Here is a 12,820-nt window from a genome sequence, read left to right as displayed (position 1 = left end):
ATCGTCGAGGTATGACCACCGCCCCGATAACTGATACTCCGGGATGATCCCCTTCGGGTGACGGTGTGGAACGGTTTCGTCCTCCACACTCCACCGGGAGGAAGACGAATGCCAGGTTTCCGAGCAGGGCTGGTGGTCACCGTCGCGGCACTGGTCGCGGCCGCGACCCCCGCCGCGGCCGCCGACGACGACCCCCTCGCGCCCTACACCACCCAGCAGGTCACCTGGGGCGCGTGCGCGTTCACCCCGGCGGACGGCGCCAAGCCCGCCGAGTGCGCGCTGATCACCGTGCCGCGGGACTGGGCGAACCCCGCCGCGGGTGTCGACCTGCAGGTCTCGATCAGCCGCGTCGCGGCCACCGGCGAGCGGCTCGGCGCGATCCTCGTCAACCCCGGCGGGCCCGGCGGCCAGGGTACCTCGCTCGCCGGCGCGCTCGCCGGCCTCGAACCGTCGGTGAACGAGCGGTACGACCTGGTCGGCATGGACCCGCGCGGAACCGGCCGGGAGGGCAGCGACGACCACGGGTTCCGGTGCCAGGTCCCCACCGGGCGGATCCCGACCGGCCTCGACGCGCGTGACCGGTCGGCGCAGAGCATCGCGCTGCACCAGCAGACCCCGCGGGCCATCGCCGAGGCGTGCCAGAGCGACGCGCTCACGCCGTACGTCACGACGTGGCAGACCGCGCACGACATGGACCTGATCCGCACGCTGCTGGGCGACGAGAAGCTGAACTACTTCGGCTACTCCTACGGCACCTGGCTGGGCGCGAAGTACGCGTCGCTGTTCCCGCAGCACACCGGGAAGACCGTGCTCGACTCCAGCGTGAACTTCGAGGGACGGTTGCAGGCCGACTTCGAGGCGTTCCCGGTGATCGACCAGCGGCAGTTCGACGACGTCTACCTGCCGTGGATCACCCGCCGCTACGGCGAGCAGCTCGGGACGACCGTGCCCGAGGTCAAGGCGAAGATCGAGCAGATCCGCGCCTTCTACAAGACCCAGGGCATCGACGGTGACTCGTTCGACCGGATCTTCGTGGGCAACGGTAGCCAGTTCCAGTGGTACTTCGGGGTCTTGGTGCTGGTCCTCGGCGCGAACTCGCTGGACCCCGGTAGCGCGCCTCCGAGCGGTGAGCTGGATGCGGTGTCCCGCAGTGCTTTCGGCGTGCCCGCGGCCCAGCTGACCGCGGCGAAGATCGCGGCCGCCGTGCCCGACTACACCGCGGTCCCCGGCACCCGCTACGCCGTGGCCTGCGGTGACCAGCCGACGCAGTCCGCCGCCTGGTACAAGCGGCTCAGCGACCGGCAGGGCCCGCAGTACCCGTTGTACGGCTGGCTTTACGGCCTGAGCGAACCGTGCGGCTTCTGGTCCGACGCGCCGCAGCACACCCTGCCGAACCTCCCGGCGGAGGTCGCCGGGAACGTGCTCGTCGTCCAGGGTGAGTTCGACCCGCAGACCGGCTACGAGCAGGCGAAGGCGGCCACGCGCGCGGCCGGCGTCCCGCTGGTGTCGGTGGACGACTCGCCGTTCCACGGCCAGTACGCCCTCGGCGGCGACCCGTGCGTCGACGGGGTGGTGAACACCTTCCTGGTCAAGAACTCCCGGACGGCGAGCATCACCTGCCCCGGCGTGCCGCTGCCGGACGAGGACGCCGTGTACCCGGTGACCGGCCCGCTCGGCGCCACGCACGGCAGCCTCACCACCCGCGGCGCCGACGCGCTCTCCGGCCTGCGTGCGGACGTCCGGCGCAGGATCAGCGAGCTCAACTGACGCTGTGCCCGGCGGGCGGTCGTTCCTTGCGGGAGCGGCCGCCCGCCCCGCAGCGCCGAACCGGTGGTCGCGCGGACGGCCATCGCCGAACCCGGCCCGGCGGTGCCGACCAGCGAGATCGTCAAGCGCGCCGGGGTCGGGCCGGCCCACCTTCTGCCGGCGGTGATCGCGCGACCACGTCCGCGCGATCACCGAGCGGGTCGTCGCGGTTGTCCGCGACGGTCTCCGCGCTCCCGGCCGCGACCCGCTGCCGGGCGGCCCGCCGCGGGATCAGCGTTCGTAGACGCCGGTCAGCCGGCCGCGGCCGAGGACCGGCCCGGTCACGGTCGGCAGGACCGTGCGGGGCCCGGCCGTCGGCGTGGTGCCGACCGGCGCCGCGAGGGCGAACAGCTGGAAGACGTAGTGGTGCGGCCCGTGGCCCTTCACCGGCGCGGGGCCGTGGTAGCCGCGGCCGATGGTGGAGCGGAGCACCCGTACCCCCTTGCCGGGCTGCCGCGCGGCCAGGGCGCCGGGCTCCAGCTCCCCGGCCGCCGGGTCGATCAGGGCGACGCAGTGCACGGCGGGCTTGCCCAGCGGGACGTCGATGTCTTCGACGACCAGGAGCAGCTCCGCGGTGCCGTCCGGGAGCGAGGTCCAGGCCAGCTGCGGAGAGAGATCGCTGCCGCCGACGGGCTTCGCGCAATTCTCCAGCGGCATGGCGCCGCCGTCGTCGAAGCTTCGGCTGGTGAGTGTCAGCAGTTCGGGGCCCCGCAGGTTCGGCAGGTTCCACGCCGTGTCGGCGTCCCCGGCCCTGCGGTTCTTGAGGAGCCGGCCGAGCAGTGTCATCGGGTCGCCTCGATCCGGTCGGTGATCTCGGCGGCGGTGGCGGTTTCGCCGAGCTTCGGGAAGACGCGCCCGACGCTGTGGCCGTGGGCCTCGGTGTCGGGGTCGGTCATGGCGTCGGTGGCCAGGACGACGTGGTAGCCGTGGTCGGACGCCGACCGCGCGGTCGACTCGACACCCGAGCTGGTCGAGATCCCGGCGAGCACGACCTGCGTGACACCCAGGTCCCGCAGGAGCGTGTCGAGGCCCGTGTCGTGGAAGGCGCTGCGCCGCCGCTTCGTGATCAGGTGGTCGCTCGGCTGGACGTCGAGTTCGCCGACGAGGTCGGCCGGCACCGCGCCACCACTCCCTCCGGCGTCGGTCCGCCCCGGCGCGCGGCCGGTGACGGTGACGAGTACCACGGGCAGGCCGTGCCGCCGGAACTCGGCGGCGAGGTGCGCCGCCTGCTTGACGACGGCGGTCACCGAGGGGTCGTCGAAGGCCGAGACGATGCCCTGCTGCAGGTCGATCACGACCAGTGCGGGCACCGGATCGATCGTGGTCAAAGCCATGGTTTCTCCCTGGGAGGTCAGACGATCCGGGCCAGCCGCTCCAGCAGCGGCGCCGCCGCGGCGAGCTGCTTCAGCTCCCGGGAGGTGAACGAACCGCCGGTCAGAGCCCCGGTGATGAGCTCGACGCGCGCGTTCCGCTTGTCCTTCAAGGCCCGCGCACCGGCTTGGGTGAGCATCAGGACCCCGCGCCGTCCGTCGTGCGGATCCGGACGGCGTTCGACCAGGCCGCGGTCCCGCAGCCCGCTCAGCGTCGCGCCCATCGCCTGCGCGGTGATCTGCGCTTCCCGGGCGAGTGCCGAGGAGGTAGTGGGGCCCGAGCCGCCGAGCAGGGACAGCGCGGTGCGTTCGGGCATCGTGAGCCCGCCCTCGGCCGGCACCTGCCGGACCCGCCGCACGAGCACGCTGATGCTCGCCAGCAGCTCCGCGGCGACGTCGGCGGGATCCGGATCGTCGGTCATGTACTAAGGCTACCTTATCAATCTGCCTTGGCAATCTGCCCGGGTCAGCGTTCGGGCTCCACCATGGACTCCAGGTTCTTCCGGGCGATCTGCCTGCGGAACTCCCCTTCGTAGGAGGCGTCACCGGAGTCGTGCATCGTCTCGGTCATCCAGACCGCGGCCGCCTGGCGCTCCCACGTGTGGCTCAGGCAGGTGCCGGAGTAGCTGTCGAGCAGGCTCGCGTCGTCCTTCTCGACCTGGCGGGTGACCGCGCGGGCCAGCACCTCGGCGTCGTGGAGGGCGAGGCTCATCCCCTCCGCGCTCATCGGGGAGATGAGGTGCGCCGCGTCCCCGAGGAGGTAGAGCCGGCCGTGGCGCATCGGGCTGAACACCACTCCGCGCAGCGGCACGACCTGCTTGCTCGTGATCGGCCCCGGCACCACGGGTTCACCGAACCGGGTCCCCAGCTCACGCCAGACGCGCTCGTCCGGCCACTCGTCGACGCCGTCGGTCAGCGGGCACTGCAGGTAGAGCCGGCTCGCGGCTGGGCCACGGGTGATCCGCGCCGCGAAGCCGCGGGAATGCACCGCCAGCACGGCCGGCGGATCGGCCGGCACGCCCGCCATGACCGTCAGCCAGGCGTACCCGAACTCGTGGGTGTCGCAGGTGAGGACGTCCGCGGGGACGGCCGTCCGGCTGACGCCCTGGTAGCCGTCGGCGCCGGCGACGAACGCGCAGCCGAGCGCGTGTGGCGCGCCAGCGGCGTCCCGGTAGCGGACCACCGGGCGCTCGGTGTCGATCCCTTCCAGCGCAACGTCTTCCGCCTCGAAGCGCAGGTCGCCGCCGTCGCGGAGGAAGACCGCGATGAGGTTCCGGACGAGGATCTGCTGGGGGCAGAACGCGCCGTCGTCGTCCTCCCCCGTTTTCCACAGCCGCTTCTTCCCGTCGATCAGCAGCGGCATGCCCGCATCGGCGGTGTCGTGGCTCGTACTTCCTTCCACGACCTCGCCCAGCCCCCACTCCCGCAGCAGGCGTACGCCGCGGGCGTCGAGGGACCCGGCCCGCTGGCGGTTTTCGACGTGGTCACGGCTGTGCTTCTCCAGGACCGTGCAGCCGATTCCGCCGCGCAGCAGGAAGTTCGCGAGCGTGAGACCGGCGACGCCGCCGCCCACGACGACCACGGTGGTGTTCTCGTTCTTGGTCATGTGACCACAGTGGACCGGGAACCATCGGCTGCCCACCGATATCCGGCCACCGGATACCGGAAAGCCGCCAACCTCAGCCGCCGTGGTCGTGGAGACCCGCCTGGTAGCGGCCCGGGGTCTGGCCGACGACCGCGGTGAAGGCTTCGATGAAGGTCGACGGGTTGGACCACCCGCACGCGACCGCGGTGTCGGTGACGGACTGGCCGCCGGTGAGGTGCACCACCGCGTGGTGGATGCGCAAGATGGTGCGCCAGCGGTGAAAACTCATCCCGAGGTCGGTGTGGAACAGGCGGCTGAGGGTGCGCTCGCTCGCCCCCGCCGCGCGCCCCAGCTCCGCCAGGGTCGTGCTCCGGCCGGGGTCGGCGCGCAGGAGATCGGTGACGACGCGCAGCCGGTCGTCGTGCGGCTCGGGCAGGTGCAGGGACTGCTCGGGCGTCTCGCCGAGCTCGTCGGCCACGACCGCGCGCAGCCGCTTCTCGCTCTCCGGAGACCGGCCGCTCGGACCGGTCAGCGCGAGCAGCACCTCCCGCAGCAGCGGGCTCACCGCGAACACGCTGGGGTGCGCCACGAGGTCACCGCACTCGTCGGCCGGGATGACGACGAGCCGGGCGTCGGTCCGGCCGTAGAACCGGTGGGAGTGCTCGAAACCGGGCGGGGTCCAGGTGACCCGGCTGGCCGGCGCCACCCACGTCCCGCGCTCGGTCGTGGTGGCCAGCGCCCCGGCGGCCGCGTAGACGAGCTGGCCGTCGGGGTGGGAGTGGGTGCCCAGGTGGAAGCCGTGGGGCAGCCAGCCGCCACCACGAGGCGTCGCGCCTCCCGGCTTCTCGAACTGGCGGGTTTCCGGCATCACAAGCCAGATTACCGCCGATCCTCACCAGGGCACCACACCCTCGTCGTCGAAGAAGCCGCCCGTCGGCCCGTCGTCGGGCAGCGTCGCGAGCCGGATCGGGGTCGCCGCGCCCTGCTCGGGGGTGCGCACGCCGCGGAAGCCGTTCAGGTCCGTCGCCACGTACCCGGGGCAGGCGTTGTTGATCAGGATGTGGGTGTCGCCCAGTTCCTTGGCGTACTGGACGGTGATGGCGTTGAGGAAGGTCTTAGACGGCATGTAACCGGCCGAGAGGAACGAAAAGTCGCTGCCCGGCTCGCTCTGGCGGGCCAGGGAGCCGGTTTCGCTCGAGAGGTTGACGATCCGCGGTGAGGCCGAGCGGCGCAGCAGCGGGAGCATCGTGTTGATCACCCGGACGACGCCGATCACGTTGGTCTCCACGACCGCGCGGATGACGTCGAGGCTGATCTTGGTGGGCTCCTGGGGAAACCCGCCGACCACGGCGGCGTTGTTGACGAGCACGTCGAGGCGGCCGAAGCGCTCGTCCAGCAGCGCCGCCGCGCCGGTCACACTCTCGTCGTCGGTCACGTCCAGCGGGACGCCGAACGCGTCGGCCCCGCCGGCACGCAGCTTCTCCACCGCACTCTCGCGCCGCTGTTCGTCGCGGGCGCCGACGCCGACCTTCCAGCCGAGCGCACCCAGGCCCGCCGCGATCTCGTACCCGATTCCCTTGTTGGCGCCGGTGACCAGCGCGATCGTCTGTTCGCTCATGCCTTCGATCCTGGTTGCGCCCGGCCAGGGCACCAACACCGTCCGAGCAAGCATTGATACCCGGCCGGTATCGATCCACGGCTGCACTTCAGCCGGGCGGCCGAGCGGCTCGGCATCGCCCAGCCCCCGCTGTCGCGCGCGATCAGCGGCCTCGAACGGCGCCTCGGTGTCGCCCTGTTCGTACGCACCAGCCGCGCGGTGACGCTCACCGAGGCCGGCTCGGTGCTGCTGGCCGAGGGACGCGCCGTCCTCGGCGCGGTGGCCGCGGCCGAACGGCGCACCCGGCGGGCCGCGACCGGCCGGACCGGGCTGGTCCTCGTCACCAAGGCCGGTGTCGCCGGCGACCTGCTGAAGAAGCTGCTCGCCGCGTACGCCGCCGAGCCGGACGCCGTGGACGTCGACGTGGTGCTGTGCGAGGCCCACGAGCAGGAGCGGCTGTTACGGGACGGGCAGGCCGACGTCGCGCTGATGCACCGGCCGTACGACTCGACGACCGGGTTCGACACCGAGGAGCTGTTCACCGAGGGACAGGTGGTGATCCTCCCGGCCGGACACCCGCTCACCGGCCGGTCGCACGTCCGCGCCGCCGACGTCGCGGCGCTTTCCGACCTCCCGATGGCTCGCTGGCCCGCCGCCGACGGCACCTACCCGGACGGGTCGGGCGCGGAGGTCCGGAACCTGACGCAGCTCTACCAGCTGATCGCCCTCGGCCGGACCACGGTGATCCTGGCGGAGTCGTGCCTCGCCCACCTGCGCCAGGACCTGGCCGCCGTCCCGGTCGTCGACGCGCCGGCCGTGACGACGCTGATCGCGTGGCCGCCGCACAGCCGGTCCCGCGCCGTCGCGAGCCTGGTGCGCGCCGCGTCCCGCTGCGCGTCGGAGACTTACGCGTCGGGCTGAAGCAGGATCTTCTGGGCCCCGTCGAGCTTCTTCTGGAAGAGGTCGTACGCGCGCGGCGCTTCGGACAGTGGCAGCTTGTGCGTGGCGAAGCCTTCGACGCCCAGCGGATCACCGTCGGCGGTCAGCACCGGCATGATGTCGTCGATCCAGTGCCGGACGTTGGCCTGGCCCATCCGCAGCTGGATCTGCTTGTCGAACATCGCCATCAGCGGCATCGGGTCGACCATGCCGCCGTAGACGCCGGACAGCGAGATCGTGCCGCCGCGGCGGACGCCGTCGATGGCCGCGTAGAGCACGCTCAGCCGGTCGATGCCGACCTTCTCGGTGACCTTGGCGCCGATCTGCTGCGGCAGCAGGTTGACGAGGTTGTGCGCGAGCTTGCCGACCGGGGCGCCGTGGGCCTCCATGCCGACGGCGTCGATCACCGAATCGGCACCGCGGCCGTTCGTCAGCTGGCGGATCGCGTCGCCGATGTCCTTGTGGTCACGGGTGTCCAGCACGGTGGCGCCGTGTTCGCGGGCCCGGGCGAGCCGCTCGGGCACGAGATCGACGCCGATGACCTGGCCGGCCCCGCGGTGGCGGGCGACGCGGCAGCTCATCTGCCCGATCGGCCCGAGCCCGAACACGACGACGGTGCCGTCGCGGGGCACGTTCGCGTACTCGACGGCCTGCCACGCCGTGGGCACGACGTCGGAGAGGTAGACGAACCGCTCGTCCGGCGGGCCGTCCGGGACCTTGATCGGGCCGTACTGCGCCTGCGGAACCCGCAGGTACTCGGCCTGCCCGCCGGGCACCTGGCTGTAGAGCTTGGTGTAGCCGAGCAGCGCGGCCCCCTTGCCCTGGTCCTTGACCTGGGTGGTCTCGCACTGCGACTGCAGGCCGCGTTCACACATCCAGCAGTGGCCGCAGGAGATGTTGAAGGGGATCACCACGCGGTCGCCGGGTTTGATGCCGGTGACCGCGTCGCCGACCTCCTCGACGACCCCCATCGGCTCGTGCCCGAGGATGTCGCCTTCGGTCATGAAGGCTCCGAGCACCTCGTACAGGTGCAGATCGGAGCCGCAGATACCGGTCGAGGTGACGCGGATGACCGCGTCGGTGGACTCCTCGATCTTCGGGTCCGGCACCTCTTCGACGCGGACGTCGCGTTTGCCGTGCCAGGTCACTGCCTTCATGGTCTCCTCTTCCCGTTCAGGTCTCGGACCCCGGTTTCCCTGACGCGGCCAAGGCAAACGCGGGGCACCGAACGGGTGAGCGATTCGGTCAGGCGGTGCCGCCCAGGGCTCGCAGGCCGCGGTCGATGAAGTCGATCGTCCAGGTGAAGGTGTCGTCGACGTCCACGTCGATCTGGAACCCGCTCGCCTCTTCCAGGGTGGCGAACCCGTGCAGGACGGTGCGCACCAGCCGCAGCGCGTGGATCTCCTGGTCGGCGTCGATCCGGTACCCGCGCAGCATCGCCGCCCAGGACGCGAGCACCTGGTCGCCCGCGGCGACGAGCGGGTCGTCGTCCCCGGTCGCGCGCGCCGCGTTGGCCGCCGCGTACCGGCCGGGGTGCTGTTTGACGTAGCTGCGCATCGCCTGCGCGCCGGCGGCGAGAGCTTCACTGCCGGCCCGGCCCTGGGTCGCGTCGCGAATGGCGGCGGAGACCTCGGTCATGGCCTGGACGGCGATGCGGTGGGCGAGCTCGGCCTGGCCGGCGACGTGCTTGTAGAGCGACGGCGTCTTCACCCCGAGCCGCTCGGCGAGCAGGCCCATGCTGAGCTGGGCGAACCCGACCTCGTCGACCAGCGCGGCACCGCCTTCGGTGACCGCCGCCGGGGTCAGGCCGGCCCTAGGCACGGGCGAGCGTCCGGTTCAGGAAGGGCAGGGTCAGCTCGGCGACCCGCTCGGGCGTCTGGACGTGCGGGTAGTGCCCGGCGCCGTCGACGACCACGAGTTCCCCGAGGCCCCGCGGCAGGTCGGCGAGGATCTTCTCGCCCTCGGCACGGGGGTCGGCCCAGTCCGGGTCGAGGCTGCCCTCGACGATCAGGACCGGGCACCGGACGTTCGGCAGCTGCGCTCCGGCGTCGGCCGGGCTGGTCTTGCACATGGCCTGCAAGGCTTTCACGCGGCCGGGCTCGCTCAGTTTCGCCTCGATGCGGGCCCGCTCGGCGTCCCAGTCGGCGGGTTTGACCGGGAGCGCCACGTCGAGGTACTTCAGCCAGTTCGCCGCTCTCCCCCACATGATGACCTGCGCCAGCTGGGTGTAGCCGGCCCGGAAGCGCTTCACCCGCAGCAGCCCGCCGAGGTCGAACGCCTGCGCCCGGGTGAACGGCGCCAGCTCGACGACCCCGGCGATCAGCTCGGGCGCGGTGGCGGCCGCGATGGTCGCGGCACCCCCGCTGATCGACTGCCCGACGAGCACCGCAGGGCCCCCGAGCTCCCGGACGACGGCGACCAGATCACCGGCGATGTCGGTGCGGCTGTAGCCGTCCCAGCCGAGGCTCGAGTCACCGCACCCGCGGATGTCGACGTTCGCGACCCGGTACCCCGCCGCGGCCAGGGCCGGCGCGAGGAACCGGTAGGAGTGCTGGCTGTCGCCGATGCCGTGCGCCAGCACGACGAGCGGCCCCTCTCCGGTGACGTCGTAGGCGATGGTGCCGCCGTTGATGCTCAGGTGCTCGGTCATGACGCTCTCCCCGCGGTTGGCTAATCTGGATAGCTTTAAGCTAGTCGCGTTAGCCAGCGGAGTCAACAACCCGGCTTCGAGCGATACTTGGCCGGTCCCGGCAGGACCTCGAAGGAGCGGATCCCAGGCTGGTGGCAGACGACCTCATGCCGGCCGGACGAGACCCTATTCCGTGCACCGAAACCAGGCAGAACGTCGCCTTCTGACTGCCCCCGATCGGCTGAATCGTCTCGATCCTCCTCGCCTGGCGACCACTCCGGCTCTCGTCCGCAGCGGTCGGCCTCGCCGACCACCATCCCGGTCGGTGCGGTGAGCTACGCGACGGTGAGGGCCGCCGACTGGTTCGTCGCGGTGGGCAATTGCCCGGCACCGAGCGCGTGTCCGTGTGAGCCCACCGCCCCGGTGGTCAGCCGGCCGGCTCGGTGAGATCGAGGTCCAGCGACTTGCGGACCGCGAAAATGGTCTCCATGGCGAACTTGGGGTGGACAACCATGCGCTGCCGGGCCAGAGCGATGAGATGGAGATCCGGGCCAAGGTCGGTCTCATGCAGATCGTCGGTGAAGACATCGAGCACGGTGGCGCACAGCAGCGCGAAACACGCTGCGTGCCGGCGCAGTCGCTCGACCGGGTTGTCCGGATCACCGTCGACCGCAGGATCGACGATGCGGTGGGCGAACTCGACCAGCTGGAGTGACTGGTCGACTTCCTTGAGGTGCAGGAGTGCGGCCGAGAGGCGCGTTACCTCGTCGGTGGGCGGCAGCATGTCGGCCATACCCGCCAAGGCGTGCGCCTTGCTGCGCAGTTCGTTGCCGATCAGGGTGCGGGTGACGGTCTCCAAGGTCGGGTGGTAGATCTCGTTGGCGATGTCCACCATTTCGATGGTGTAGCGCCGAAGATCGCGCGGCAGCCCGCCGGACAGGCAGTGGCACAAGTACCCGAACTGTTCGGGTAGGTCCGGCAGCCGCAACGTGATCCACAGGCGGCTTTCCTCGAGGGTGAAGTGCTCGACTCGAATCATCTCGGTGAACGCGCTGTCGAACGCATCACGCACCGCGAGTCCGCGTTTTTCGAAGTTGAGCACCGCGTCGTCGGAGACAGACACGAAAAACAGGCAGCCGGGAACATCGAAAATGGCCTTGATGTCGTTGATGAACCGGTGGGCCTTCTCCGGTTCGCCGATCTTGTCGAGTTCGTCGATCGCGACGACGAGAAGACCGGCGAGCTTCTCTTGTTCGAGTTGCCGCGCGGTCGAGGTCGCGAATTCCCGGAACTTGTCGACCACCTCGGGGTGGGTGAGCTGCTGCTCGGCGCGCTGGGTGGACCAGGTCCGGCCAGCCTCGCCCTTGAGGGGCATGCTCAGCTTGCCGGACCAGCCGGTGGTGTAGGTCTGCAGGAACCGGATCTGATCGAGCTGTTTCCTGGCCTGTTTCCGGAGTGCGGCGATGCCGGGTGGGGTGCGATCGCGGACGGCGGCGAACGCCGTGCGGGCAACAGCTGTGACCAGAATGGCGAAGACGCGCAGCGGAACAAGCGCCAAGATGGCCAGCGCGAGGAGGTGTGCCGGGTGCCGGCCGTCCGTCAGCTGGGACAGGCTGCCGGGCAGCGCACCCGAAGCGCGGCGAAGCAGGTCAGCGACGTCTCGTCCGAAGGCGACGATGTCGGGCGATCCCCAGATCAGCATCGAGATCGCGGCAGCGAAGGCGAACTGCACGGCGATACCGGTCAGGCGGTGGAAGGTGCGGCGGAGGAGCCTCCGGCGACCGGGCGATGACGGGCGTCCGACGTTGTCGAGCACCGCGCGGCAGAGCAAGGCGTGGAGGTGCAGGACGAAGTCGCGGGCTTCGTAGTTGGCCGGGGCAGAGGCGAGCACCAAAAACGGCGTCGGGCTGCCGCCGCTGCTGTGGAGGCCGGTGGTGATCGACTTGATCGCAGTCGTCTTGCCCACGCCCCGGTTGCCGGCCAAGGCCACGGCAACGGAGTCGGCGCGGTCGAGTACGCGGGTCAGGCGCCGCGTGGCCGACGTCTGGATGATGTTGCTGCCGCTTTCCTGGTAAAGGCCCGTGACTTCGCGGAAGATTAGTTTGTTCCCGAACGTGAGCCTTCGGTTGCGCCGGATGAACTCCTGGACCGCCGGCACGACGATCTCGGCCTGGACCTCGTCAAGCCGGTTGCCGAGGCCGATGAGGTCCTCGTGCGCGACGATGCGGCCCAGCTCGCCGGCGCTGGTGATCGGGAAGAGCTCCGGGACACGTCGCAGCACGATCCGGCCGGAGATGCCGACGATTCCGGCCAGTCCGGCGACGCCCATGACGGAAAGCAGCCAGGAAAGCGCGGAATAGCTGTAGACGAAACAAGTGAGATAACCTGCGGTCAAGCCGACCGCGACACCCAGCCAGAGGATCTTGGCCGGGCCGAGAGACCAGATCTTCGGGCGGCGCTGATCGGTGTGGGCCTGCTGGGCATATTCGTCCTGTGCCATGCGTACCCGAGCGAGGGTGGATTCGCTGCTCAGAACAGCCGCTTTCGCGTCTTCGGCACGAAGCCCTTCACCTCGTAATGTCGCCCGGAGATGCGGGTCGGCGAGGGCATCGTCCAGCATGACTTCGAGAGCAAGGGCCGCCGTCCACAACTCGAAGTCGTCCGACGTCGTTACGTTCCACTCCTGGAGCAGGCTGGGGCCGAGATCCCGGGGCCGTTCATCGCTCATCGTGACATGGTGCCGACTCCCCCGGTGCCGGTCGCTGGTTCTGGAGCAGGTCTGCCCTGTTGGCCGAACGCCGCCGTTGTCCGGCGGTGACCAGGTGCCGCTCGGCGACCGGGCAGATCGCCGGAACGCCTGTCCGTTTGAGCCGGCCGCCCCGGTGGTACAGCAA

12 protein-coding genes are annotated in these 12,820 nt (G+C 70.8%); 2 read left to right on the top strand and 10 right to left on the bottom strand.

Annotated features, from left to right (window positions below; translation table 11 throughout):
• Positions 1-108 precede the first annotated feature (108 nt).
• Positions 109-1,767, top strand: a complete 1,659-nt coding sequence (locus ACGFMK_RS36585) for an alpha/beta fold hydrolase (protein WP_392773373.1) — start codon at positions 109-111, stop codon at positions 1,765-1,767.
• 270 nt (positions 1,768-2,037) lie between these two features.
• Here the strand turns inward: ACGFMK_RS36585 and ACGFMK_RS36580 are convergent, their stop codons facing one another.
• From ACGFMK_RS36580 to ACGFMK_RS36555, 6 genes are all read right to left on the bottom strand, one after another.
• Positions 2,038-2,592: a YbhB/YbcL family Raf kinase inhibitor-like protein gene (locus ACGFMK_RS36580; RefSeq protein WP_392773371.1), complete on the bottom strand. Its 555-nt coding sequence runs from the start codon at positions 2,590-2,592 to the stop codon at positions 2,038-2,040.
• The gene (locus ACGFMK_RS36575) at positions 2,589-3,140 is read right to left on the bottom strand and encodes an isochorismatase family protein (protein ID WP_392773368.1); all 552 of its coding nucleotides are present in this window, start codon (positions 3,138-3,140) and stop codon (positions 2,589-2,591) included. The genes ACGFMK_RS36580 and ACGFMK_RS36575 overlap by 4 nt, the downstream gene beginning before the upstream one ends.
• A 17-nt stretch (positions 3,141-3,157) precedes the next feature.
• On the bottom strand, positions 3,158-3,598 hold the full coding sequence (locus ACGFMK_RS36570) for a MarR family winged helix-turn-helix transcriptional regulator (protein ID WP_392773366.1): 441 nt from the start codon (positions 3,596-3,598) through the stop codon (positions 3,158-3,160).
• A 44-nt stretch (positions 3,599-3,642) separates the two neighbouring features.
• Positions 3,643-4,782, bottom strand: a complete 1,140-nt coding sequence (locus ACGFMK_RS36565) for a 4-hydroxybenzoate 3-monooxygenase (RefSeq protein ID WP_392773363.1) — start codon at positions 4,780-4,782, stop codon at positions 3,643-3,645.
• A 73-nt stretch (positions 4,783-4,855) separates the two neighbouring features.
• The gene (locus ACGFMK_RS36560) at positions 4,856-5,629 is read right to left on the bottom strand and encodes a helix-turn-helix domain-containing protein (protein WP_392773361.1); all 774 of its coding nucleotides are present in this window, start codon (positions 5,627-5,629) and stop codon (positions 4,856-4,858) included.
• Positions 5,630-5,653: 24 nt separating this feature from the next.
• Entirely contained in the window at positions 5,654-6,379 is a 726-nt protein-coding gene (locus ACGFMK_RS36555; protein ID WP_392773358.1) for an SDR family oxidoreductase, read from the bottom strand.
• A gap of 69 nt (positions 6,380-6,448) precedes the next feature.
• On the opposite strand from ACGFMK_RS36555, the gene ACGFMK_RS36550 reads away from it, so the two are divergent.
• Positions 6,449-7,279 (top strand): LysR family transcriptional regulator, encoded by an 831-nt coding sequence (locus ACGFMK_RS36550; RefSeq protein ID WP_392773444.1) that lies wholly within the window; start codon positions 6,449-6,451, stop codon positions 7,277-7,279.
• Here ACGFMK_RS36550 and ACGFMK_RS36545 read toward each other — a convergent pair.
• From ACGFMK_RS36545 to ACGFMK_RS36530, 4 genes are all read right to left on the bottom strand, one after another.
• Positions 7,264-8,454, bottom strand: a complete 1,191-nt coding sequence (locus tag ACGFMK_RS36545; RefSeq protein ID WP_392773356.1) for a zinc-dependent alcohol dehydrogenase — start codon at positions 8,452-8,454, stop codon at positions 7,264-7,266. The genes ACGFMK_RS36550 and ACGFMK_RS36545 overlap by 16 nt on opposite strands.
• 88 nt (positions 8,455-8,542) lie before the next feature.
• The gene (locus tag ACGFMK_RS36540) at positions 8,543-9,118 is read right to left on the bottom strand and encodes a TetR/AcrR family transcriptional regulator (protein WP_392773353.1); all 576 of its coding nucleotides are present in this window, start codon (positions 9,116-9,118) and stop codon (positions 8,543-8,545) included.
• Positions 9,111-9,947, bottom strand: a complete 837-nt coding sequence (locus ACGFMK_RS36535; protein WP_392773350.1) for an alpha/beta fold hydrolase — start codon at positions 9,945-9,947, stop codon at positions 9,111-9,113. The genes ACGFMK_RS36540 and ACGFMK_RS36535 overlap by 8 nt, the downstream gene beginning before the upstream one ends.
• 406 nt (positions 9,948-10,353) lie before the next feature.
• On the bottom strand, positions 10,354-12,654 hold the full coding sequence (locus ACGFMK_RS36530) for a P-loop NTPase fold protein (RefSeq protein WP_392773348.1): 2,301 nt from the start codon (positions 12,652-12,654) through the stop codon (positions 10,354-10,356).
• Positions 12,655-12,820 lie beyond the last annotated feature (166 nt).

The sequence above is a fragment of the Amycolatopsis sp. NPDC049252 genome (genome assembly GCF_043197175.1).
Taxonomy (GTDB): domain Bacteria; phylum Actinomycetota; class Actinomycetes; order Mycobacteriales; family Pseudonocardiaceae; genus Amycolatopsis.
Note: the sequence above shows the minus strand (reverse complement) of the source record. Positions and strands in the feature narration are given on the sequence as shown.